We start from the raw sequence: 25,207 nt of genomic DNA, 5'->3' as shown, positions 1-25,207 counted from the left end.
CTGCCAGATAATGGTGCATAAGCAATGTTAATTACAACCATAAAAATAAGTGATCCATAAAATGGGAGGATATTCCCCTTTTGTGTCGAATCCTTACTACTAGTAAAAAACTATTAGTGAGGGATCGTTATGGACTTACAACCTATTTTAGAACAACTGGCCAAATTACCGCCTGAAGCGTTGATGAAGATAATGCCCGAATTAAAAGTAGAAGTTCCGAAGGCAAATCCCTCAGGTGCAGTACTCATCGGTGTTTTTTTAGCTAGAAGCCTTGGCATCGGTAAAATAATTGACGATTTTATTGATGAAGAATATGTTACTTATGAACATTTACGTGAAGAAAGATCCAATGGTTCTAATTGTCGGGTAAGCACTGGTCTAGCATGTGAAATAATGATAGGCGATATGCTTGGCAGAAATAAAGACCTTACCCGTTTATATAAATTTGAAGAAGCTTGTGAAAATTGGCAAGTTGAAACAATACTCGGTATACCGGCCAAAAAATTTAATGATGACAAAATGGGCAGAGCCCTTGATACTTTAAACTCAAATGCAAAATATATGGCTAATGTATTGCAAGATGTTGTTTTATCGGCATCCAAGAGATTTGATATTCCACTTAACACTTTTTACAACGATACATCTTCCGTTCCGGTCTATGGTGATATGGAAAATAACGATAAGGTTCAATATGGATACGGGGGCATGCCGGGTTTAAAACAATTAATCCTCAATCTTACTATATCCGCTGGTGCATCTTTGCCGGTAACATCCACAATTGATCCCGGTAATGTTCAAGGTGGCACTACTTTTGAGCGTTCATTTGAGAAGGTCAAGGAAATTACCGACGGCCAAGAATTTGAGATGATTATTGATCGTGGTATTCTGACCCAAGATAACATGCATTTGATGCTCGCCAATAGCAACAAAAAGGCGTTATTTATTGGCCCACTTAAGGACGAACTATCGAAAAATTGGGTTTTAGAGCAATTAAATAACACTGAAAAAGATGATTTTGTTTCTATTGAGTATCGCTCAAAAAAAGAAATAGAAAGAAATCTACCTAAACACTACGAGGCATTTGAGACAGAATATACATTTAAAATAGAAATTGATCCTCTCTCAAAAGATAAAAAGGATAAAAAGCGTCGTAAAAAAGGTGAGCGAAAATTTGTAATCCATACTATTAGGGCAATTATTTATTGTGATTTAAATAAAAAACCTAAGGAAGAAGAACGTCGTCAAAAACGTATAACCAGCACTGAAGATGCCTTAGTAGAACTCAATAGCAAGCTCAACAAACGCAACTTAATTACCAAGGAAGCCTGTGAAAAGGCGGTAGATAATATTTTCAAAGGGCAACCTGAAATGCGTAGGCTGTTCAATGTAGAAATTGGGCTAAATCAGCACGATGCTCTTGTTATGTCCTGGTCAAAAGATGAAGCAATAATTCCTGAACTAGAGAAAACTGACGGTATTTTTGTGCTTTTAACCAACCACGATAAAGAGAAAGTTGATGCTAACGAACTTCTCACCCGCTACCGGAGTAGGAACGATATTGAAATCAGTTTTAGATTTTTGAAGGGTTCCCTTGATTTACAACAGGTTTTCCTTCGTAATCCGGAAAGGGTTGATGCCTATTGCTTTTTAAAAGTATTGGCTATGCTCGTGATTAATTTAGCCGCCTGGTTATTGGCTAGAAATTACAAAAAAATGTCTCCCCAAAAATTACAGAAAGAACTTGGTGACCTAACTATATCAGAGCAAAGGTTGCAACCTATTGGTGTACGTCATTGGAATGGGACGAATATTCCTAATAGCATTGATGTATTGGTTAATCTGTTTAATTTACCCCATCCACTTGAGTTAATAGAGATCATTAATTCGTCAATAAATTTTTCGTATTATATTGAGAAATGGTTTAATGATAATTTAAAAAAATAACGTTTGGTAGCAATTTCTAATTCAAAAATCTCTAAATGCGAAATCTGGGTTACAGAAGAGGATAAAAACATACAATATTATAGTACTTGGATAGAAGGATACTATAAGAAGATTTCCCCGGAAACTCATTTTATAGCTAGTTATAATAACCCGGATCCTTTTCAAAAAAATGAATAGTAATGCTCGAAAAAATTTAAAAAGAGAAAATCATTCTTTCCAAATTTTTACCGGGGTCTGGCTCCGATAAAATAATTTCAATTACTAAATCTTACTCATGAGGGTCAGACCTTTGTTAAATACTTACCAAAATTATTACAACTATTGGAGAGGTTAAATGCTTGATGCGAGCTTTTTTAAACTAATATCAGTATTTTTTTATATTCTTATCTTAAAAGTTGGGATTAAAAAACAAATATCTTTTTATAGACACATTGTAATTATTTTCTTTTATACCTATATAATTGGTATGATTTCTATAACATTATTTCCAATACCAATACAAAAAGAAGTAATAGCAGAGTATGCAGAATTAGAGCTCCTAAAAAACAACTTCATTCCTTTTCAAGATATAAATAGCATGATAAAAAGCAATAGCACTTCAGTAATATATAGGCAGATTATAGGGAATATGGTTTTGTTTATGCCTATGGGATTCTTAATTCCTCTAGTATTTAATAAGATGTCAACTTTTTATAAGGTTATTTTCGTTAGTTTTTTTCATCTGTTGCAGTAGAATTGCTTCAAGCATTTATATCTTTTGTAATCGGATGTACATACAGGGTTACTGATATAGATGACATTATTTTAAATACTACAGGGGCTATAATAGGATTTCTGTTTTTTCTTATAATTTTTTCCTTTATAAAAAATTATAAGAAGACTGTGATTGTCAAAAAAAAAACGAGCCGCCCGCCAGAAAAAATAAGCCATTCTGGTGATAGGTGAAAAAGCATAAGTGTGGCCCATTATATCAATCTAATAAACCGAGGCTAACTTAATGCTTGAGCTTATTAAAGTATGTTTCAGGCTAAAAAGAGTTATGATAACACAACAACCAAAATCTTGCAAATATCTCATATATAGAGCTTGTAATCTACCCCCAAAAGAACCACTATTATATAAGTGCTTGAAAAAATTTGAAAAGAGAAAATCGTTCTTTCCGATATTTTACCGGGGTCTGGCTCCGGTAAAATATCGGAGTAATTTCAGCTTTGAATCCTAAGTCCTGCATTACATTTTTAACAATATGTGTACTGGCAATTTCAGAATCCCACTCAACATAACCTAACTTAACTGTTTTTCATGCAGCAGCAGACTTATCTACATCTTTAGTCCATTCAACAACTTTATCCCGGTGCGCAGCAATCCACTTTTTAGCAGCATCGTCCGAACTCATACCCTCATGAACATCTAACATAACAGTCTGCATATCATCCAGAGTCCAGTGGAAATTGTCCAATATTTTATAAGCTTCCGGCTTATCTTCTGCTAATCCTTTACGTGCAATAGTCGAAATATGTTCCTCTTCACCAAAAACTTTTTTAGGATCTTCAAGATATTTTAAATCATAAGCTGCCCATTTCCAGTGTGGTGTCCAACCAGTTATGAGTATTCCGGGCGATATTACACCACCTGTCCGGTTGTAGGAAACCGTCATACCGGCTGAAAGGAAACCGTTATTCCGGTAGCGGAAACCGCAAATGAAACTTCCTTTATAATGTATTTATGCATCATAAATATGATGTAAATACATTTGAAGGGGGTCATTTTAAGTGACCAAGTACCGAGAAATCCTTAGGCTTCATAGCTTGGGATTTAGTCAGCAGAACATTGCTTACAGTAGCAGTGTTTCAAAGAAAACGGTCAACCGGGTCATCAATAGAGCAAAGGAATTAAATATTTCCTGGCCATTAGATGACAATCAAACTGACGCTGTTATTAGAAGGAATCCTGTTCCACAAGACAAGGCAGGAAAACGTCAAAAAACGTATGCCTGACCTGAACTATATCCGCAAAGAGCTGCTCAAAAACGGAGTCAGCAAAAAGCTCCTATGGACGGAATACATGGAAGATTGCCGCCTTAACGGTGAGGAGCCGCTCATGTATTCCCAGTTCTGCTATTACATTCAGCAGGATGAGCAGAAACTCCGTGCAACCATGCATATTGGGCGTAAACCGGGTGAACAGGTGGAGGTAGATTGGGCAGGCGACCCTGCACACATCATAGATCCTGATACTGGTGAAATTATTGATGTCCATTTGTTTGTCGGGGTTATTACCTATAGCCAATATGCTTATGTGGAAGCCTTCATTAATGAAAAACAGCAGGCCTTTATAACCGCCCATGTTCACATGTATGAGTATTTTGGCGGCGTAGCCAAAATCCTTGTATCCGACAACTACAAAACTGCCGTGATACATAAAGGTGGCTGGTACAATCAGCAGTTAAATGCCGTTTACCACGAGATGGCCGAACACTACGGTACTGCCATCATTCCTGCCAGGGTTAGAAAACCCAAAGATAAGCCAAACGTAGAGGGTTCTGTAGGCAATATATCCACATGGATTACCGCCGCGATGAGAAATGAACAGTTCTTTTCACTGTCTGAATTAAATCGCGCTATTCGGGAGAAGTTGGAGGCCTTCAACGCCCGGCCTTTCCAAAAGAAAGAGGGCAGCCGGTTAAGTCTCTTCCGCGACGAAGAACTGCCATTACTGGCGCCATTACCTGCTACCCCTTATGAACTGGCCGAATGGAAAGAAGTCACCGTTCAGTTCAATTATCACATATCCGTCGGCGGAATGCTATACTCGGCCCCTTACGAATATATAAAACGTAAGGTTAACGTCAGGATAACAGATAAAACAATTGAAATTTTCTATAACCAAAACCGCATAGCCTCCCATCGCCGTCTTTACGGACGCAAAGGGCAGTACAGCACCATAGTAGAACACATGCCGGAAGACCACCAGAAATATCTGGAATGGAACGGCGATCGTTTCCGCAAATGGGAAGCAATACGCATCAAGTAGTAGATGCCATACTTACCTCCAAACGTGTGGAACAGCAGACTTACAAAAGCTGTATGGGGCTTTTAAAGCTGGCTGACAAATATTCAGTCGAGCGTCTGGAAGCCGCCTGCAATAAGGCACTTTCCTATACAGCCACCCCCAGTTATAAGAGTATTAAAAACATCCTTACCACTGGGCAGGACAAGTCACCAAGTGAACCGGTTAAACCGGAAACCACACACAATAACTACGGCATTACAAGAGGTGCCGGCTATTACAGGAGGTAAACATCTATGACAAACCAAAGTACTATTGATAAATTAATTGAAATGCGCTTGACCGCCATGTCCAACTCTTTCCGCAATCAGTTGACTGATGCCAAAATGAAGGATGTTCCTTTTGAGGATCGGTTTGGCATGCTAGTGGACATAGAATACAGCAACCGAAAAAATAACCGTTTAAAACGACTGATCCGGAATGCTGATTTTGATCAGCCAGGTGCCAGTGTCATGGACATTGATTATACATCCGGACGCAAGCTAAACAAGCAGCTTATCGTCAGGCTGGGCACCTGTGAATATATCACAGAATACCGTAATATTTTCATTACCGGCGCCACAGGTAGCGGTAAAACATATATGGCCTGCGCTTTTGGTATGGAAGCCTGCAAACAGCATTATACGACAAGGTATGTAAGGCTCCCTGACCTTCTAATTGACCTTGAAATAGCAAGGAATGAAGGCACCTACAAAAAGGTCATGGCGAAATACGCTAATCCATTATTACTGATTATAGATGAATGGTTACTGTTAAAACCAAATGAAAATGAGCGTAAAGACATCTTCGAATTATTACATCGCCGCAGGAAGAAATCCTCCACCATCTTCTGCTCACAATACAGATTAGATGGTTGGTATGAGCAGCTCGGTGGTAGCGATGGCCCGCTGGCGGATGCCATACTGGATCGTATCGTTCATGATGCATATAAAATCAATATCGAAAGCATTGATCCGGCGAAAGACGTTTCCATGCGTGAGGTTTACGGTTTAGATAAAATGCTTAGTGAATAAGTAAGAACTAAAGGGCGGTGTGAAACATGACGAATTAGAGCCACCCGCGCGAGGTTCCATGCCATTGGCGCGCAACGCAAGAACCAGAATCATTTAGCCGCCTCTTAGTCCTTGCGTTAGGCTGTGGACAGTGCCGCCCTGTGGACAACCCTTCGGGTTGACGCACAAGGCTTGGATAACGCTTCGCGTTATCCACACTGCCCACAGCCACTGCTACTTTAAAAAAACGACCATAACAATAACTAAAACCAAAAAAACCAAGTTGGGTAGATAGTAGTAGCCCAGTATTCCCAAATAGGTAGTTAACGTCACACCGGAACTGTGACTCTACCGCACAGAAATACTAATATCAACATTAATGGCGGTTTCCCAGTTCCGGACTGACGGTTTCCGTTATTCCGGAACTGCGGTTTCATCGCAACGGTATATCCAAGTTACTATAACCCATTCCTTATTCTTAATTTTATTGGCTAGAGTAGCAGACATACCTGCACTACTGCTATCACGAAGAGTAAAATCAAGACCATAATCCTTAATAGCTTGTTCAGTTTTCTTCATCAAACCGGCACCAAGCTCGATACCAATAATCTCACCATTAAATTTTTCTTTAACACTGACATTTCTTTGACCATCTTTGGAGTCACTACTGCCGCAAGGCTAAAAAAGAACAGGTTAAGACTGCTTTGCTAAAGTTTTCGCCACCGCCAGAGAAGTTTGGAGTATCTGATAATCAGCAGGAATTTGATGTAGATGGTTTTACGCATCTTTTAGGGGTGTTGCTCAAAAGATCCATTGATGCCCATGATCGCTTAACCATTCACACTGTCTGGCGAACTTACGGTACTTTTAGTGAGGAGTTAGTTAGGATAACACTCGGACAGCTTTTGGGTGGGGGGCACCCTACTTCAGATTTATCCGGTTATCTTGATGCCTTAAGAATAGCGGCTCTGTCACAATAGCAATTTGTTATTGTCCCCTGTTTTTTTTTATATGTGATTATCCTCTAAACCCCACCTGTAATCGTTTCTTAAGGAGGAATAAAGCGGGTTAACATCGTCTCAGTACGTTATGTTAACTAAAAATCTTTTTATTTTTTGAAACAAAATGGTGGATATCTTTATCTAGTAATAAAATACATTTAAGGAGGAGTAGTAATATGATGAAAAGCTTAAAATCAATGGCAATAGTTTTAGTTGGGTTAGTATTCTTTGCTTTAGGACAACCCATTCTGGCCCAGGAAATTGAGTCAAAGGGTATTATTACACCACAGACTTACAGTTACTTAGCGTTAACAAAATGTTATTTTATTGATAGTGAAGATGGCTTAATCAGTGTTTCCGGAAAAACAACAACTTACAGTACTGTTGATAAAATTACTACAACGGTATATTTGCAGAAGCAGACTTCCACAGAATGGGTTAATGTAAAGAGTTGGACTAACAGTGGAAGTAATACTTCTTCCTGCAATGTTAGCGGTACAATTACTGTAGAAAAAGGATGTTATTATAGAACATATTGTTATCACCGGGCTGATAAAGGTAACTTAACAGAAACAAATACCTCTCAAACTACAGCTTATTGGGTTGAGTAGATAATCTTTTCATTGAGTTAGCCAGCATTAAAATGTCATCAATGGGGATATTTCCTTCGATGGAAATGAATATATCATTATCTATCCAAGATAAACAATAAATATTATTTTTATACTGGATTAATGTAGCTTCTTGACCTTTAATATTAATATTCTTCATTGTAGCATCCTCGGTATCGAAGGAGTTCCCTTGGCGAAAACCTTTAGTTGTGTTGATTTCAGTAATAGTGATTGGTTCTGAGGTACCCCTTGTCAGAAGGATGGTAACTTCCGTAGAATTGCCCAAATTGTTTGTATCTACTTCTTTTATCTTATAAAAACCCATCATTTCAACAGGTAGTAATATATTGTAAGGAATATCTTGTAAAATACGAAGAACATCTGGATTCAGGTAGTTCTCCGTATTTTCTTTTTTGCCAGGTGAGTTAAAAGATATTTCTGTAGATTGAACTTTTCCACTTAAGAATAATTTAATATTATTAAATAACTTACTGCCGAAAGCCCCTCCTTCTGTAGGAATAATAAGTATTGATGCTCCCAATATTGAACAAATTAAACAAGCAACTGCTAATTTTAAAAACGGTTTTTGTTTTTTTATATAATATTTTTTATTAAAGCTCTCCCACGCTTCATCTAAATCAATGTCATTATCATTTTCTGCCCGTTGTTGAAGTGCTTTTTTTATAAGTTCATCAACAGAGGTATATTCATGGGGCCTATGGTTACCCATTATTTGATACCCCCTTCTTTTAATTCTAAATACCCTTCACTTATTAACTTTTTCTTAATTGAAATTTTACCTCTATGAATTATAGTTCTAATGGTGTTTTCCGGCTTTTTAAGCATTAAAGAAATATCTTTTATTTTCATTTCTTCATAGAAACGGAGATAAATCACTTGTTTCATTACAGGATTAAGGGAATCAATAGCCATTCTAACAGCGTTTAACGTTTCCTGTGAGTCTATAAAGTATTCTGGTAAATTATCTTGTGAATCCGAAATTGGCATTGAATTTTCTAAACTAAGAACCTTTTTGTGTTTTCTGAAAAGTGTAATAGTATTATTTATAGCAATTTTTTTAATCCAAGGTTCAATTTTATTTGGATCCCTTAGTTGATGTATATTCTGTATGGCTTTTAAAATAGCCTCTTGAGCTGCTTCTTCGGCTATATATTTATCTCCACAGTAAAAATATGCAGCATTATATGCAACCTTGTAGTAAAGGGTAAAAATAATTTTACTATATTTATTAATCAAGGTAATATCGCCTCACTATAACTACTTTCTATGGTATTCGACGATATTTTAGCAATTCCTGTAGTAAAAATTGTCGATCAATAAGAACAAATGTCGAAAAAAATGAGAAAATTTTTGAAACAAAACCTACTTCTTTTTTATCTTATATTATAAGGGGGTGGTTTTTAAATTATTTTCTTAAAGTGAGGAGGTGATAATATGATTCAATATAAAAAATCGCCACGGTGCCCACCTAAATGGAAAAAAATAATAGTGGCTCGGTAGGTAAATCGGGAACAACTTCCAGCCGTGCACCCAGATTAACCTAGTCTGAACCACTATTAGTAGTATATTATAGGTGATTAAGAATTACAATATTCTACTTAGTTCAGGAGTTGCTATCAAAAAGGTTATAGCTCAATTAGAGATTATTAGTAGAAAGAGGTGAATAATGTTTATTGTGGTCTGAAGGCAAAACCGAAGATGGCATCGCAAACCTCAGTCCCGGCATGACCTATCCAAACCACTATATGTGTTATATTACCATAGACAGCTTTTATCAACATATATCAGTTTTTAGACTATGTAAGATAATGTTTAAGATAAAAGGACGGTGTAATCATGAAAAAGATATTAACTTTGTTTTTAGTTATAGTATTTGGGGTTTATTCCTCGACAGGCGTAGCCTTGGCAGCTACAGACGATGATGGTAAAAAAGAGTTCTCTGTATTGTCTGTTGGAGATTATGATTCTTACGCTAATTTGACTTTTGAAGATGCCAACTATTTTGATGACTATTTACAGGATACTTTAGGATGGACAAAAATACAGTATGAGGTTGACCCTAATCCTAATGGTACAGGAGATAATTATAACCCCACTGACAAAACTGCGATTGGGGTTTCCCTAGGCGATTTTACAGATCAAGGCAGCGGAACTGTTCCCCAGGCAGACCAGGGCGATTTGCTCTACTTTATGGGACATGCATACCCTTCTGAAATGTTGTTAAAGGATGAGTTAGACTCAGTAAGCTATACTGATGTTGGAAGTACTTATGATAGTGGAACAAAAAGCTCTAATTCGGCATGGGATGATGATTTGGAATGGATAATATTGGGTGCCTGTAGTATTGCTAACAGAGATTCTTCTGGTGTACAATGGGCAAAAACATTGTTAGGTTCACCACGGAGAGCCCATGGTATTTACGGTTATAAGGGTTCATCACCCAGTAATCCGCAAGACCTTTACGTTGCTCAAAGATTTTTTCAAAATGCTGCGGGATCAAGCCCGCAAACTATATGGAGTTCGTGGATAAACGCTAATAACGCTACTCAAGCAACAAACTGGGGTGTAATCGAACATAAAAATAACAGGGATTACCTTTGGGGTAAAGGTACAGTCACGTCAGACACCACCGGGGATCCCGTAATTTACCAGTATCAATACAATCATTCTCCCATAGAAATATTTAATGCGACAAAAAGTAACTCAGTAACTAATGATGTGTATGGTTTGAATACTTCTTTTAATGTAAGCCCGGAAGAGCTTGACGAAGATACGATTATTAATCAATTTTTTGATGGCAAGGATAAACTGGCAAAAAATAAAGATAATAATGGCAACCTTCTGGTTGAAGGGCCGTCAGGGTCTAACCTGGAAATATATAATACATCAGGAGCCGTATTATATTCAAAAGAAATTACAGAAGAAACAATCAATTTTGGAACTGATAATGCCATTAGCAAAGCTGAAGAATTTATTAAAGTACATGGAGGAAGGCCATTCGATGCCACTATTTCCAAGATATGGCCCTTGGAAAAAACGGTTATTGATATATTCAACGATACTACCGGTACACCAGAAACAATAGGTTATCTGGTTGAATACAAACGTGTAATAAACGGTATGCTGGTGGATGGGTATAATGGCGATAGTATAAGGGTGTTAATAGACAAAAATGGTGTATCCAACTATTATAGATTGTGGAGGGACATAAAAAGCAATGACGGAAACAAAAAAGTTAATAACGCAGAAGCAAAAGGTAATGACAATAATATAAAAAATATTATTGCATCCGGGCAGGCTTTAGAAAAAGCAAAAAGAAATGCTAATAAAATATACAAAATTAACAAGGATATTAATCCCACAGATGCGGAATTAGTATACTTTAGTAAATCTTTTATGCATGACCAGCAAATAATGGAACCCGCATGGCGCGTCAAAATAGACGTTAATGCTTATTTATACGTTAATGCTTATACCGGCGAGGTTGAAGAATACTAATAGTGAAAAATACAAATAATTATGAGTCAACCCCTAAGAGGGGTGACTCATAATGTTGGAGCTGCAAATGACTAAAAAAATTTTTATAATGTTGGCTTTGGTTATTCTATTAACTGTCATTACCGGGTGTCAAAATCGTCATTCAGAGAAGGAAGAAGCAGTCACCGGTGATAAATTCGTTCTACCGCCTTTTACAAAAATAACTCTTTATGTTGATGGCAAGAAGATGGATTTAAAGAAAAACGACCCCAAGGTTAAAAAGCTATCTGGTGAGATCTATAAAGGCGTTATAAATATTACTGATGCTGTGGGGGGGAACAGGACTTTTCGCCCAGTTGGATTCGAAGGAGATCCCAAAGTAGTAACTAAGGAATATTTAAAAGATACAGTGTTGATATTTGCTGAGTGGGATAAAAGGCACAATATCAGTTCAAAACAAAAAGAAATGACGTTGGGCCACCAAGGTTGGGAAGGCACCCCAAAGGATAAGGACGGCAATTATATAATAAATACAGACGGCTTTTTAGTAGAAATATATAAGCCTAATCTTGATTCTCATTTTGGGTATAAAAAATGGTCGGATGGGATTGGTGTTTCCCTTAAAAAACCCGAAGAGCCGGTTTATTGGGCTTATGTCGAATATGACTCGTTAAATTGCGAAAAACTGCTAAATATAATTGTTAACGATTAAAAATAGAAAGTTTCTGCTTGGTGTCGCTGGGACTTATTTAAGGAATTTAAAAAATTTAATTTAGTGCTCGAAAAAATTTGAAAAGAGAAAATCATTCTTTCCAAATTTTTACCGGGGTCTGGCTCGGTAAAATAATTCCAATTAATAAATCTTACTCATGAGGGTCAGACCCTTGTTAAATACTTACCAGAGAGGATTTTGTAATCATCAGCATAGAAGCAGGAGTGTCAACCTGAACAAAAGCCATATCAAGGTGGGGTCTGAACAGGATTATCAACCCATGATGATTTTGATACGGGGGATGTCCAGCAGGACCTGCCCATACATCTTGGTTTCAGTGGAAATAAAATCCATAACGCTGTGGGAGATAATGATAAGGCCTGCTTCGTATTTTCTCGCCCGTTTTTCCACATTGCGCAAAAATACAAGGCTCTGCGGCACCTGCGGGTCAATCATCAAATAGGCTTCATCGCAAATGAGCAATAGCCGCTCGTTCCACAAACAGGCAAAACCGCGATGGGATATTTCGTGACGCAATAAATACCCGTCCATAATCTATACATTCTCCGGCAACGATTTGCCTGATCAGGACACCCCGCGATTTTAGAGATAAAACAGGCCGCAGCTCCGGCTGTATTTTGCTATTATTCATTTAAGTAAGTGCTCACCCTGTCCTGAATCAATTGGGCAGTCGCCTCCGCTGTCTTCTGTCCCGTAAAGAAAGCCGCGGTTTCCTCCTGAACAATCGAAATAATCTTCTGGTCCGTTCCGATGTAGACGTTCGCCTGACTCAGCAGGTTTTCCATGTAATCGACATCCTCCTGAGTGGGGGGGTGCAGTGTTACAGATTGAGCCGGAATGCCATCGTCCTTAATTCTTATTCTCCCACCGTTTTTTTGTATAGCCTGGGTGAAATTCTGGGCAATCTGGGGAAGCACACTTTTATTAACCGGCATTCCTCCCTGAGTCATCATATCATCAGAAACCAAAAATTTTAAAAATTCCCAGGCCAGTTCTTGATTGGCTGATTTACTGCTGATCCCATACATGGAGTCCGTGGAAAAGAACACGTTTCCGGGGGGCTTTAAAAGCTGAACACCCTCGCTGAAAATCGCCTTGGCCACTTGCAGGTCCCAAAACCCTCTAAGAGAAGTGAAATTAAAAACAAGTTTACCCCGGGAGGCCAGGTCCGTAATGTTGGTCTGGGCTGTATCCGTATTAACCAATTTGTGGTCAATCAGATATTTACTTAAGGAAAGTAAATCAAGAAATTCTTGACCGGTAAAATTGGCTGTTTTCTTCTCCGGATCGACCAGGTTGTCATAGTTTTCTTTAACCAGAGTTGTAATCAGTCTTTTTTCATCCATCCCGGCCAAGGCGTACATCTCCTGGGTTGCCCCGTTTTGCTTGTCGTTAATGGCCTTTTCCGCCATCTTGACAAAATCGTTCCAATCCCAGTTGCTATCGTCGATTGGCACCTGGGAATCAGCCAGTAAGGTTCTATCGGCGGCAATCATATCAATACTGATATTAACCGGCAGGGCATAGAGTTTATCTTTATATTCTAAAGCCTTAAAAATATTTTGGTAGTATTTGCCTCTGTCGAAGCTTTGATCCGACTGCATCAGCCCGCCCAAATCAACTAAAAGATTCTTATCCGCATAAGTCTGATAGGGCAGGTTGTTTAATAAAATTATATCGCTGCCCTGCCCGGACATGAGCTGGGTATTCATAGTCGTGACATATTTTTCAATATCGCCTGGATCTGCCGCCCTAACACCTTCACCCTTTTCCGAAGTACTGGAGGTGTATTCTTTCACTTTCACACTGACACTGGGATGAAGTTCCTCAAACTTTTTTACTGCCGTATCCAGGTACATATCTTTGGTCACAACCGCAATGGTCAGGGAATCTGGATTATTAGCTTCTCTGGCAGCCTGAGTATTGCCGCAGCCGGCGGTAAATACCCCCAGGCCGAGGACCAGAACCAGGATTAGGGCAACTCCGCATTTGTTTTTGATCATCAAAACACCCCTTTTCTCTAAGTATTAAGTAGGCATTTAAACCCCAAAAGATATTCTGACTTGACTACTGTCTAATGACGTTCACCTCACTTTCCTGATCGAAAAAATGGGCCTTGGACATATTAAAACCCACCCTGACTTCCTGTCCAGTTTCGGCGTGCAGCTCCGGACTCACCCTGACAACCACCTCCCTGCCGGCTATCCTTACATAATGGTAAGTTTCAGCCCCTCTCAATTCGGTAAACTCCAGCCTCCCGCACAAAACACACTCGGGATGGCGGTCTAAAAAATTTGCGCTGCCGCAGAGATGCTCCGCTCTTATCCCCAGGACCACTTTCTGGTCCAGATACCCCTGCTCTTTTAACTTTTGTCCCCCGGCAGCGGGAACAGGCAGCAGAGCGTCGGCCAGTTTGGCAAAAATACAGCCGTTTTGCTCGATAATTAAAACCTTCAAAAAGTTCATCCCGGGGCTGCCGAGAAAACCGGCCACAAACATATTGACCGGTTGATCATAGATGGATTGCGGGCTGTCAATTTGCTGGATCAGGCCATCCTTCATCACCACGATTCTGGTGCCCATGGTCATGGCTTCAGTTTGATCATGGGTTACATAAACAAAGGTTGTCTGCAGATTTTTATGGAGCTTGGCAATTTCTATTCTCATCTGGGTTCTCAACTGTGCGTCCAGGTTGGACAGAGGCTCATCCATCAGGAAAACCTTTGGTTTCCTAACAATAGCCCGTCCCAGGGCCACCCTTTGCCTTTGCCCACCGGAAAGTTCCTTGGGTTTGCGTTTCAGAAGATCTTCAAGGGCAAGAATCCTGGCCGCTTCCTGCACATTTTTACTGATTTCAGCCTTGGGCATCTTTCTCAACTTAAGTCCAAAAGCCATATTGTCATAGACCGATAGATGGGGATAAAGAGCATAATTTTGAAAAACCATGGCGATATCCCGGTCCTTGGCAGCCACGTCATTAACCGGCCGGTCATCAATATATAATTCACCGGATGAAATTTCCTCCAGCCCGGCAATCATCCTTAAAACGGTTGTTTTGCCACAGCCGGAGGGACCTACCAGGATTAAGAATTCTTGATCCTTTATTTCCAGAGAAAAGTCCCTGACTGCCGCAACTTTGCAGGGGTATGTCTTAGATAGATTTTTCAGATATAAACTCGCCATCCGCTACCCTCCTATTAGTTGGGGACATTCCTGTCCTCAAAGAAAAGCCCAAGTTTCAGCAGGTGTGTCCCCTGTCCTCTTTACCACGGCTAAAAATATAGAGCTGAATACCAGCAGCATCTCCCCGGTCTCTGTGACGGGAGGCATTTTTATGATCCACAGCAAGGCGGTGCCCAGACTTAAGGCGGCCAGCATGAAAACGACACAGAACAGTTCAACTTTGAGCAGTTTTTCTTTCAACAGCTTGATCTGGTAAAGTCCCAGCAAGAACAGCGGCCAACCAAGAAAGATATTTAAAAACAAGTTCCAGTTCTGGATGGTATTAAGGATATTAAACTGAATTTCTCCTAACGGCGCTGCATATCCGGCGCTTTGCATCCTGGTTTGAATCCCCTTTTTAATGAGGTCGGCCCAAAATGAAACATCAATCAGTTCATTGGGGATGTTTTCCGGCGGAATATATAAGCTAAATCTGATTAATTTCCATAGCAACAGTATCACTGCAACAAGCGCTAATATTTCCGCCATACCAAGCATAAGCCTGACTGCATCCCCCTTGATCATCTCCGACCAATATTTATCCCGGAGTCTTAGGCGGCAGAAATGATAAATATCCATTATTTTTCGCCTTAGCAAGTCGAAAAGCATCACCATGGCCACCGTCGCCGCCACGAAATTGCGCAGCAGGTTCTCTTGTTCCATCAAGAGAACCGCCACGCTATAATCGATGATTTTGTAGTTGGCGGGGTCCTGACCGATGGAAGCCAGGGCCGTTTCCAAAACAGCGGTATTGCGGCCCGTGGTGCCGGCATCCTTGGTTTCCACTTCCAATAAGGTTATTCGGGAATCCGCTTCCAGTTCCAACAGTACTTTCGCCGGTATGTACACTGTGCCGTATCCCTTGTCCGTCAAAGTTCCGATCAGAGAACGGTCATTCCCGGCCACCCCAACTATTTTGAGTTTCCGGCCATATAGTTCTATCTCCAGGCCCACCACATTGCAGTTTCGAAAAAGAGCCTGCGCCAGATCTTCATTGATTACGGCAACCTGCTGGTTTTCCTGTTCGAAAGTTAAAAAACAGCCTGATCGCAGGTTTATTTGATGGAATTGATCGTACCTGTCATTCACCCCCAGCACCTGAACTGGGCTCTGGTTCTTTTGATAGGCGGCAGAAGTTGAAGCCTCCATGGCGTAAGCCAGATCATAGTCCCGGAGGTTGTATTGGGTAAGCTGCCTCATATCCTGCAGGGAAAAAGAGCCTTCTTCCGGCTGATGAGAGTTGCTCAGCCAGGTGGCGGTAATTTTGTTGGTTTTGTGCAGGCCGCCAAGATCCCCCAATTTAACGGGCAGGGATGAGCCCAGGACGGTGCTCCAGGCTAAAACCAATAGGCCCAGGGCCAGAATAAGATAGGCCGGATAGGCTGATTGGGCCGGTTTCAATTTACCGCCTCCTTCAAAACTCTATCCCCATCCTCCACCGGTTTATTGCTTTGCCTCACCACTTCGCCCATCACCATATCTGTGAGAGCAGACTTTTCATTATCGCTGTCTTCCACATTGACTTCCACCTTTTGCAAATAGTTCTCCGTACCTAAGGTCCTTTTCTTGATTCCAGAACGAAGAGATAGGAGCCGCTGCTGTCGTCATAAACCGCGCTGTTAGGTACAAGGGCGGCGTAAGGCTTTGTTTTTTTGCTTAAATAAATTTCTCCCTTTTCACCGCCTGTCAAGCCTTCCAAAGACACGTCGATCCACAAATCCTTCTCATCCCCGTTGTGCCGGCTGTTTTCCACGATCTTATCAATTTTTCCCTCGGTTTTTTTATCCCCCAGGGAGAAAATATTAACACTCACCGTATCTCCGGGTTTGACGTAATCAACCAAATCATTGGCAATCGGCACGATCAGCCGGAACCCCTGCCCCAGATCAGCCAATTTATACAGAGGCAGGGAGTTATTGGTCATAGACCCTGCGGGGAAATTCAATTCTGTGATCATGCCGTCCACGGGCGCTGTATACACACCGTTGTTTTCCACCTGTTTAGCCAGGATATCCACCTTTCTGGTCATGTTTTCCACCTGCTTGGCCATACTTTCCACCTTTCTGGCCTGTATTTCCAGATTAAGCTGAATGTCCTCACAGTTCCTTTTCGCATCCGCCAGGTTCTTTTCAGCATTTTGCAGGTTTACCGCCGTTTCTGCCTCATTATCAAACAGGTACTTAAGGTTATCGTAATCCCTTTGTTTTTGCGCCTGCTCTTCCCGGGTCCCCGCCAGTGAAAGTTGCAGTTGCTGGTAGCGGGCCTGTTCATCCAAATAATTGGACTTTTGGATGTCTACCTCCAGGCTAAGAGTCTCTACCTCCAAGTTAATGCTGTCTACGTCCAAGCTAAGGATGGGCTGGCCTTTGCTGACTCTGTCCCCATGCTCCACCATGACCTCCTTTACCCGCAAATTGGCATCTGCATATTCATCCCTGATTGATTTGACCTCGACCGTCCCTTCACCGAATATTTCTTTGATTAACGCCCCGTTCGCCGGCCGGACCGTTTGAACCCTGGGAAGAGCAAAGTTATTGATAGTATTGGAGAAGAAAGTTAACCCGACCATCACCATTAGAAACAGCAGACTCAACTTTCCGATCACTTTTTTTCTTTGCGCATCATCCACAATTGCTTGATTCGGCAATTTTATGTCTCCCTTCCTGACCTGGTGCAACGACACAAAAGCAAGGCACTGGTTGCTCAGCCTTTGATTCCGGAAAGCCGGATCCCTTCCAGCAAGTACTTTTCGGCGTAAAGGAAGTTCAACAGCGCCGGCATCATATATAAAGTGGACGCGGCAAAAGCCAATCCTTTTTCACCGTCGATGATTCTGGAGAGATAGAGGGAAAGAGGCTGTTTGGCCGCATCCTGTAAAAAGATCAACGGCTGTTCGACCATGTTCCAGTTATCGATAAAAACAAGTATGGCCATGGCTGCTATGCCGGCCTTGGACATGGGCAGGATGATTTTGAGGAAAATCTGGAGCTGGTTGGCCCCGTCCACCCGGGCTGCTTCAATATAGGAGTCCGGTATTTGCTCCATATACTGCTTTAAAAGAAATACGCCAAAGGTGCTAAAGATGCCGGGCAAGATAATGGACCAGCGGCTATTAAGCAGGCCCAGCTGGCCGGCCATTAAATAATTGGGCACAAGAGTTACCTGGAATGGCATCAGCATCACAATGATATAAAAAACAAACAAAAAGTTTCTGCCCCTAAACTTCAGTTTGGCAAAGGCATAGGCCGCCAGGGTTGCCACAATTGTTTGCCCGATGACGATAGGGAAGGTAATCAGCACGGAATTCCAGAACATGAAAAGAAACTGGGTCTTTTTAATGAGTACGTTATAATACTGCTTCAGCACCACCACGTCGGGTATAAGCTGGAACCGGGCAAAGTGATTTGCTGTGTCATCGTTATAGCTGCTTAAGTTTTTGTCCGCCACAGGGTCATAATTATTGGCGATTTCCTGTTCACTCATAAATGAATTAGTGACGGTTACAGCCAGGGGAAAAATGAATAGGGCAGCCAGTACCCGTAAAACTGTAATATGGAGTATTTTTTTTATTCGGTGGTTACGATTCAACATACACACCCCTATCACCGGTTTTAAGTTTGTTAATTAATCATGTTGCTGATCTTTCTCTCCACGATAAAAAGCACTAAAACGACGGCTGCGATAAAGGCAGCCATAATGAAGGCTGCGGAAGTCAATTTTTGGTAATCCAGAGCCATGAACATATTGTTCATGTAGTGCTGCAGCATATAGATGCTGTTATGGGGATATTCTCCGGAGATAAGATACGTCTCCCGAAACACTTTAAATGAATTGATAATCGAGATAACAAAAACAAAAAAAGTTGTGGGAGTCAAATAAACCAGGGTTATTCGGAAAAACTCCTGCCGGCGGCTGGCCCCGTCGATCCTGGCTACTTCGCAGTATTCAGCCGGTATATTTTGCAATCCGGCCAGAAACAGGATTACGCTGTAACCAGTGTTTTTCCATAGATAACCCACCAGGACCACCATAATGGACCAGTTGGTTTTCATCCAGTCCACGGGCGGGTAACCCAGAGCATGGATCAGGGAATTTAAAACGCCGTTTAAATCAAAGAAAGCCTGCCAGACCAAAACAACCGAGGCTACGGGTACCACCAAAGGAGTTATCATGATGGTGCGAAACAGATTCCGGCCCGGTAATTTTTGGTTCAATAACAAGGCCACTCCCAGGGAGAGAATCATATTAAGAGGTACACAGATTAAAGTAAACTTGGCTGTATTCGCCAGAGCTGATAAAAAGCTCGGGTTTTTTAACAAAGCACCGTAATTATGTAATCCAACAAAAGTACCGTTAATGGGACTGTCCACCAGGGAATAGTAAAAGCCGGTAACAAACGGAAGCAAATAAAAAAGAGAAAAACCCAGCAGGCTGGGCCAGAGGAAAAGCCAGGTCAGATAGCCGTTATTAGTTTTTAATTTTCCAGTTCTCATCTGTACCACCCTAATCGTGATGGACCAAGCAACATGTACTCGCCTCCTTTCGGCAAGATAAAAGCCTGTCCGATTCAACAATTTCATCTTACCGAAATCAGGCAGGCGATGTTGGAATTTCAACTTATCAAAATCTTAATAAATTCTTATGAAAAACTTATTATTTTCCTAAATGATTATCCCGTTTGCTCAGTACCCTCTTTACCCCCAGAACTGAGATAACTACTGTGGTCGTTTCAAAGGCGGATTGTTTAACCGCCTTTTATCGTGTTGCCTCAAAACGTCTTCCGTTACCCTTGCTGAGTTAACCTTATAATCATTTTTCCCTAGACGGTTGTATACAGCTAATGCATCGGTAATATTGTACTGTTCCGAATGGTGATCTCCTTTCGCACCAGCTGAAATCAGACTATATTCTTGTTTACCCACTTGAGCGAGGCTCGCAAGGCATAGACCCGCTTCAGCGGTGTAGCCTGTTTTCCCTCCTAGAATTTTCCCGTCGGTGATGCTCCGATTGTTAAGTTCGTCAAACATGGTACTGTAAAAGGTTATCCCGTCAGGGTGCTTATTCGTTGGCGGTGTGGAATGGCGCGTTGAAGTAAAAATCTCCCTGAAAGTATCATTTTGCAAAGCATAGCTTAGAAGAACCGCCAGATCTTTTACTGTTGTGTAATGGTTTTCATTCTGAAGTCCAGTTGAGTTCTCAAAATATGTGTTGTACATGCCAAGATCTGCTGCTTTTTGATTCATCATCCCTACAAAGTCCTTCTCCGACCCTGCAATGTAATCAGCAAGCTCAACACAAGACTCTGCCCCACTAGGAAGCAGAGCCCCATATAAAAGGTCAATCGCTCTTACATTCTCACCCGGCCGGAAACCCGCCATAGATGCATCTGCTTCTGACAGTCCCCGAAAAACAGAATCGGTAAGCGTGATTTCTTTCTTCAAATCAGGCAAGTTTTCTATTGCAACAATGGCTGTCATCATCTTTGTTAAAGAAGCGGGATAGATTTTTTCTTCACTGTTTTTCTGCATCAGAATGGTATGATCTTTTAAATTAATCAGAATCGCATTAGGACTGTTCAGCTCACCGGGAGATATGGAAACAGAGGGTTCAGCTTCTAGCTTCAACGATGGAGCTGGCATTGTTTTATTGCCATAAGAAACGAGCGTTGCCTTTAAAGAAGAATATAACGTGGTTTTATCGTCATATTCTTTCTCAAAGATGTGCCGGTATCCTGGAATAATGATGGATTGATAAACAAAAGCAGCAATTCCAACCATCAATAGAAATGTTATAAATATGCGTATTCCCGGCTTTTTATTTTTTACTTTTCGTACCATAATAAAACATCTCCTTATTCTGTGCTGATATTATTCAACCACAGAAGAAGGAGCTATGTTGGAATTCCATCTTATGAACTTCTTAAGATTTTCTTATGACGGTATCTGGAGTTTCACTGTGACATACATGTTCTTTGCGACACTACTGCATCTTAATAGTTGTAAAAATAGGAATAAAACTTATTAAGGAGAAAATCACCATATCTTAAGGTTTTATTAAGACATTTCTTTTTTAAATATCCTATAATAAACAAGTTAATTACAACGGAGGTGAATTTAGTGATCTTTATGATTTTAATGTTTATTATAGTGTCGATTACATGGTTTATTAGTACTTTGCCATTCTTGATTCCATACCATATACTACTGACCTCTCAAAGCAAAAAGATTGGCTATAAGCTGTCAATTGAACATATTGCAATCGTATATATCTTTGTGTACTACCTTACTGGTGTGCTAAGTTTCACTGGTATTCCTTCCATAAGGGATATTGTTCATAACAGCTTTGGAATAATAACACCAAAGGGGTTGAATTTCCCACAGGATGAGATTAATCTGATTCCCTTTTACTGGATTACAGAAGGTGTTCGCCCATATATAGAAAATATATTGCTTTTTATACCTCTTGGATTTATACTTCCATGTATTTGGGGAAAATATGAAGTGTTATGGAAAACAGCATTATCCGGTATTACATTCTCTCTTATAATAGAATTGAGTCAATTGTTCAATAGAAGAGTAACGGATATTGATGATTTACTGATGAATACTCTCGGAACGTTAATCGGATGGGTAATTTTTAGGCTGCTGATAGAACATTTATCTAAATTACAGGACAAGGTTTCTGTCCAAAGTACCAATATCGAAAAAATTCCCTTGCTCCTTCGTGAAGAGGCATGTTTTTATATGGTCAGCGCATTCGCCGGTATGTTCTTTGTGTTTTACCCATTTTTAAGATCTTTATTAATCCCATTTTTAAGATCTTTATTTGGATTTGTTTTGATTTAATAATTGCCAGGCGAATTAATTTACAAAAGGACAAGCTGTCTGACTTAAGCAGATAACTTGTCCTTTTCTTGCTTTTGTGGAAACACGACAGTAAAGACTGTCTTTTCTGTATTACTTTGCACGAAAATATTGCCTCCATGCGCGTTTACGATTTCTTTGGCAATAGCCAGTCCAAGCCCGGCACCGCCTGTATTAGTAGAACGGGATGTGTCCAGCCGAAAAAATTTCTCAAATATCGTTTCCAGTTTTTCTCGTGGGATAGGATTACCTTGATTATTAAAAGTTATAACAATATTTTTCTCCTGCTGTTTAGCAGAAATGTCAATGACGCTGTTTTCATAGCTATAAGCTATCGCATTTTTCAGAATGTTATTAAACACACGAGCCAGTTTGTCAGCATCTCCCCACAGAATGAGGCCATCAGGCACATTGACGGACACCCGCTTTTCCTGTGGAGTCAGTATTGGATAGAATTCATCTGCCATCTGCTGGAGCATAAACAGTAAATTAATTTTTTCTCTATTCAAAACAATAGTTTGAAGATTAAATCTTGTGATCTCAAAAAACTCATTTATAAGCTGCTCTAATCGATAAGCTTTTTCCAAGGTAATACCGACATATTTTGCCTTCTGTTCAGGAGGCATATCAGGAGCTTCATCCAGAAGACTTAAGTATCCTATAACAGAGGTCAGAGGTGTCTTTATATCATGAGCCAAGTAAACTACCAAATCATTTTTGCGCTGCTCGGCATCAAGAGCAGCTTTCTTTTGTTTTTCCAAGTTGTTTTTTATCTGATTAAGCTTATTTTCCATAAAATCCAATTCCGGTGATAATGTAATTCCAGCATCGGATTCCTCAGTAAGTTTATCCATTCCAGCGCTGACTTCATCGAAATATTTAGTAAACCAAGAAAGTGAAAATTTAAGCAAAATAACTAAGAATATGAGAATCACAATAAGTGTAATAGCTTCTATATTATTAAAAAATGCAAACCGATACATTATCAAAGCATCTCTGTCACGCATATGAAACGTATTCTTTAAAAATTGTACAATACTATCTCCAACACTGAAGTTTTTTTGAATTACAAAACGCAGGAAGATAACAGTTGCAGCTGTGGTAAAAATAATAAGGAGCATTCGAAAAAATACTTTCCTTTTTAATTTTGTATAATCATTCCTTCTTTTATCTCTCTCACTTTTCAATTTTATAGCCAACTCCCCATACCGTTTTGATATATTTAGGATGTTCCGCGCTGTCGTGCATTTTTTCCCTTAAATGCCTGATATGAACCATTACAGTATTATTGCTGTTAGTGAAATACTTATCTCCCCATACCTCATGGAACAATTCTTCCGAACTGACCACCCGTCCGCGATTGGAACAAAGGACCCAAAGAATAGAAAACTCTGTAGGAGTGAGAGATAGCCTTTTTTCATTCAGCGTACATTCATGGGTCTTCTTGTCCAATACCAAGCCGGAAAAGGCAATCAAGTGTTCTTCCTGGTTTGGCTCCGCAGAATTATATTTGGTAAATCTCCGGAGCTGCGCCTTTACACGGGCAATAAGTTCCAAAGGGCGGAACGGTTTAGTGATATAGTCGTCCGCACCTAATGTCAGCCCGGTAATCTTATCGATTTCTTCTTCTTTGGCTGTCAGCATAATAACCGGAAAATTATGCTTTTCCCGGATTTGCTGACAGATCGAAAAGCCGTCCATATCCGGAAGCATGACATCCAAAATGGCGAGATCCAATCTTTCATTTTCAACGCAGTTAAGAGTATCCTTACCGTTATAAAATTTAAAGACATGATAATTCTCATTTTCCAGATAAACTGCTACCAAATCGGCAATTGCTTGTTCATCATCAGCGATCAAAATATTTGTAGCCAAAAGCATCATCTTCTTTCTTTTAAGTATATATCCCCATAATTATTATACCGCAAAGCAATAATCCATTTTGTCGCTTTTTACTTATCAAAATCTTAAGATTTTCTGAATATCTCGATACTGATAGTCTTTTACACACAAATATAAATATCAATTTCGTCAATAGCAAGGGTTTTAAGCAATAAATTCTCTGAGAGAATTTAAGGGACAGTCAACCATATCGGCAAACCGTCCCTTAACCTTAAACCTGAAGCATTATTGTGATATAAGTTTTCTTAGCTTTTTAAGTATTTTACATTTGCGGTCATGGATCCAGAAAATCGGCAGATTTTCAATGGCCTCCATCATTCCATGGTGTTTTCTGAGTCAATGCGCATTAACCCTGTTGCTTAGTGCAAAACACAAACTCCTACCTGAACAATTATCCCAGATAGGAGTTATCAGCTTCACGATATTAATAAACATATCCTCTCTATTTGATGACTGCAGTAAATTCTGATCGAGGCTGGGAATTGCATGGTCCGGCATAAGTGCATACCAAGATACACCTTTCATATTTATTATTCAGCACTTTTCAGTTCACATGCCAATACATAGCTGCAATGGTTGTGCTGCTGTTCTCATGCACGATCCCGTCAACCGCCGTGCTTTCGAGATACTCTCTGATCTTTTCACTGTCGCTGTCCGAAAGCTCGTGCGTGGAAGAAATGCGGAGCGTATATTCTTTTATTGCCTCTTCCAGTAGATGGTCGTTTTTCCAAATTTGCTCCTCATATTCAAGCTTCGGGCGGCCTCCGGTGCACCACGCCAGGTCAAATGCGTAAGCCATTGTTTCATCAAGCGCCTTTGTGTCCGGTTCAGCATTAACCAGTTTGTTGAGTTCATCCAGAATTAAGTTTGTTCGTCTGGTGGGTTTTACCATGAGCACCCAGCCGCGGCTCGCTTTAATGAGCTTTAGAAATGTGTCTGCGGAAACAACTGCAGGCGTCATGTTCGCGAGAACGAGATCAAATTGTTTTTCCCAGCTCTTTTCTTTCAGATCCACCGTGTGCCAGTTATCCGCCGAAAAGCACACATTCGAACCTCTGTCTTTCCCGTTCTCCATGGCTTTCCTTATCATTTCGGGCGAAAAATCGGTTGCGGTCGCTTCCGCGCCCATAGCCTCAAATACGAAGGAGAATCTGCCTCCACCACAGCCTACGTCCAGCGTTCTGCTTCCCTTGCAAACCATATTCTCGCGCTGGATTATCCGCATACCAATGCTGTTTTCCGCCGTTGGTATCTCCTTCACGGAAAATTTGTCCGCCTTGCTGTTCCACCACTCGATCCCCGCTTTCGGGTTGCGAAGATTCGGCTTCCACAATTCCCTAATAGTTGATATGTCCATATTTTTAATCCATCC

19 protein-coding genes and 5 pseudogenes are annotated in these 25,207 nt (G+C 40.4%); 9 read left to right on the top strand and 15 right to left on the bottom strand.

Going from position 1 to position 25,207, the window contains the following annotated elements; translation table 11 throughout:
• Positions 1-129 precede the first annotated feature (129 nt).
• Positions 130-1,944: an IS1634 family transposase gene (locus DTOX_RS02515; RefSeq protein ID WP_015756151.1), complete on the top strand. Its 1,815-nt coding sequence runs from the start codon at positions 130-132 to the stop codon at positions 1,942-1,944.
• A gap of 334 nt (positions 1,945-2,278) precedes the next feature.
• A pseudogene (locus DTOX_RS21230) lies at positions 2,279-2,889 on the top strand (VanZ family protein).
• Between the two features lie 355 nt (positions 2,890-3,244).
• Here DTOX_RS21230 and DTOX_RS02505 read toward each other — a convergent pair.
• Positions 3,245-3,601: a glycine betaine ABC transporter substrate-binding protein gene (locus tag DTOX_RS02505; RefSeq protein WP_052292902.1), complete on the bottom strand. Its 357-nt coding sequence runs from the start codon at positions 3,599-3,601 to the stop codon at positions 3,245-3,247.
• Between the two features lie 115 nt (positions 3,602-3,716).
• Here DTOX_RS02505 and istA point away from each other — a divergent pair.
• Together istA and istB are read left to right on the top strand one after the other, a co-directional pair.
• A pseudogene (gene istA, locus DTOX_RS02500) lies at positions 3,717-5,243 on the top strand (IS21 family transposase).
• Positions 5,244-5,249: 6 nt separating this feature from the next.
• Positions 5,250-6,026 (top strand): IS21-like element helper ATPase IstB, encoded by a 777-nt coding sequence (gene istB / locus DTOX_RS02495; RefSeq protein WP_015756149.1) that lies wholly within the window; start codon positions 5,250-5,252, stop codon positions 6,024-6,026.
• Positions 6,027-6,419: 393 nt separating this feature from the next.
• On the opposite strand, the pseudogene DTOX_RS24035 reads toward istB, so the two are convergent.
• Positions 6,420-6,629: pseudogene (locus DTOX_RS24035) on the bottom strand (glycine betaine ABC transporter substrate-binding protein); the annotation flags it as partial.
• An 80-nt stretch (positions 6,630-6,709) separates the two neighbouring features.
• Here DTOX_RS24035 and DTOX_RS02490 point away from each other — a divergent pair.
• Both DTOX_RS02490 and DTOX_RS02485 read left to right on the top strand, forming a co-directional pair.
• Entirely contained in the window at positions 6,710-6,985 is a 276-nt protein-coding gene (locus DTOX_RS02490; protein WP_015756147.1) for a hypothetical protein, read from the top strand.
• Positions 6,986-7,182: 197 nt separating this feature from the next.
• Positions 7,183-7,617 carry a DUF6147 family protein gene (locus DTOX_RS02485; RefSeq protein ID WP_015756146.1) on the top strand — a complete coding sequence of 145 codons (435 nt, stop codon included), beginning with the start codon at positions 7,183-7,185 and terminating at the stop codon, positions 7,615-7,617.
• On the opposite strand, the gene DTOX_RS02480 is transcribed toward DTOX_RS02485, so the two are convergent.
• Together DTOX_RS02480 and DTOX_RS02475 are read right to left on the bottom strand one after the other, a co-directional pair.
• Positions 7,595-8,347, bottom strand: a complete 753-nt coding sequence (locus DTOX_RS02480) for a DUF4367 domain-containing protein (protein WP_015756145.1) — start codon at positions 8,345-8,347, stop codon at positions 7,595-7,597. The two genes, DTOX_RS02485 and DTOX_RS02480, sit on opposite strands and share 23 nt — an antisense overlap.
• On the bottom strand, positions 8,347-8,874 hold the full coding sequence (locus DTOX_RS02475) for an RNA polymerase sigma factor (RefSeq protein ID WP_015756144.1): 528 nt from the start codon (positions 8,872-8,874) through the stop codon (positions 8,347-8,349). Before DTOX_RS02475 ends, DTOX_RS02480 begins: the two co-directional genes overlap by 1 nt.
• Before the next feature lie 600 nt (positions 8,875-9,474).
• On the opposite strand from DTOX_RS02475, the gene DTOX_RS02470 reads away from it, so the two are divergent.
• Positions 9,475-11,136, top strand: coding sequence for a DUF6345 domain-containing protein (locus DTOX_RS02470; RefSeq protein ID WP_015756143.1), 1,662 nt, complete (start codon positions 9,475-9,477; stop codon positions 11,134-11,136).
• Between the two features lie 52 nt (positions 11,137-11,188).
• A complete protein-coding gene (locus DTOX_RS02465; RefSeq protein WP_157862829.1) occupies positions 11,189-11,827 on the top strand; it encodes a hypothetical protein in 639 nt (212 codons plus the stop codon).
• 276 nt (positions 11,828-12,103) lie between these two features.
• Here DTOX_RS02465 and DTOX_RS02460 read toward each other — a convergent pair.
• The 8 genes and pseudogenes from DTOX_RS02460 to DTOX_RS02425 form a co-directional block, all read right to left on the bottom strand.
• Positions 12,104-12,319: pseudogene (locus DTOX_RS02460) on the bottom strand (VirB4 family type IV secretion system protein); the annotation flags it as partial.
• A gap of 152 nt (positions 12,320-12,471) precedes the next feature.
• Positions 12,472-13,851 (bottom strand): ABC transporter substrate-binding protein, encoded by a 1,380-nt coding sequence (locus DTOX_RS02455; protein WP_015756141.1) that lies wholly within the window; start codon positions 13,849-13,851, stop codon positions 12,472-12,474.
• A 64-nt stretch (positions 13,852-13,915) separates the two neighbouring features.
• Entirely contained in the window at positions 13,916-15,031 is a 1,116-nt protein-coding gene (locus tag DTOX_RS02450; protein ID WP_015756140.1) for an ABC transporter ATP-binding protein, read from the bottom strand.
• 36 nt (positions 15,032-15,067) lie between these two features.
• Positions 15,068-16,471 (bottom strand): ABC transporter permease, encoded by a 1,404-nt coding sequence (locus DTOX_RS02445; RefSeq protein ID WP_015756139.1) that lies wholly within the window; start codon positions 16,469-16,471, stop codon positions 15,068-15,070.
• Positions 16,468-17,717: pseudogene (locus DTOX_RS02440) on the bottom strand (HlyD family secretion protein). Before DTOX_RS02440 ends, DTOX_RS02445 begins: the two are co-directional and overlap by 4 nt.
• A 56-nt stretch (positions 17,718-17,773) precedes the next feature.
• The gene (locus tag DTOX_RS02435) at positions 17,774-18,661 is read right to left on the bottom strand and encodes a carbohydrate ABC transporter permease (protein WP_015756138.1); all 888 of its coding nucleotides are present in this window, start codon (positions 18,659-18,661) and stop codon (positions 17,774-17,776) included.
• A 29-nt stretch (positions 18,662-18,690) separates the two neighbouring features.
• Entirely contained in the window at positions 18,691-19,563 is an 873-nt protein-coding gene (locus DTOX_RS02430; protein WP_015756137.1) for a carbohydrate ABC transporter permease, read from the bottom strand.
• A 222-nt stretch (positions 19,564-19,785) separates the two neighbouring features.
• A complete protein-coding gene (locus tag DTOX_RS02425; protein WP_015756136.1) occupies positions 19,786-20,907 on the bottom strand; it encodes a D-alanyl-D-alanine carboxypeptidase family protein in 1,122 nt (373 codons plus the stop codon).
• A gap of 288 nt (positions 20,908-21,195) precedes the next feature.
• Here DTOX_RS02425 and DTOX_RS02420 point away from each other — a divergent pair, with 288 nt between their 5' ends.
• On the top strand, positions 21,196-21,915 hold the full coding sequence (locus DTOX_RS02420; RefSeq protein ID WP_042316528.1) for a VanZ family protein: 720 nt from the start codon (positions 21,196-21,198) through the stop codon (positions 21,913-21,915).
• Positions 21,916-21,959: 44 nt separating this feature from the next.
• Here DTOX_RS02420 and DTOX_RS02415 read toward each other — a convergent pair whose 3' ends face one another.
• The 3 genes from DTOX_RS02415 to DTOX_RS02405 all read right to left on the bottom strand — a co-directional run bounded on the left by DTOX_RS02415 (position 21,960) and on the right by DTOX_RS02405 (position 25,192).
• Positions 21,960-23,132 (bottom strand): sensor histidine kinase, encoded by a 1,173-nt coding sequence (locus DTOX_RS02415; protein WP_042315295.1) that lies wholly within the window; start codon positions 23,130-23,132, stop codon positions 21,960-21,962.
• Positions 23,110-23,814 carry a VanR-ABDEGLN family response regulator transcription factor gene (gene vanR / locus DTOX_RS02410; RefSeq protein ID WP_422698397.1) on the bottom strand — a complete coding sequence of 235 codons (705 nt, stop codon included), beginning with the start codon at positions 23,812-23,814 and terminating at the stop codon, positions 23,110-23,112. Before vanR ends, DTOX_RS02415 begins: the two co-directional genes overlap by 23 nt.
• 565 nt (positions 23,815-24,379) lie before the next feature.
• Positions 24,380-25,192, bottom strand: a complete 813-nt coding sequence (locus DTOX_RS02405) for a class I SAM-dependent methyltransferase (protein WP_015756132.1) — start codon at positions 25,190-25,192, stop codon at positions 24,380-24,382.
• Positions 25,193-25,207 lie beyond the last annotated feature (15 nt).

It is taken from the genome of Desulfofarcimen acetoxidans DSM 771 (assembly GCF_000024205.1).
GTDB classification, from domain to species: Bacteria; Bacillota; Desulfotomaculia; order Desulfotomaculales; family Desulfofarciminaceae; genus Desulfofarcimen; species Desulfofarcimen acetoxidans.
The sequence above is the reverse complement of the archived record's forward strand: the minus strand, read 5'-3'. Positions and strand labels throughout refer to the sequence as shown.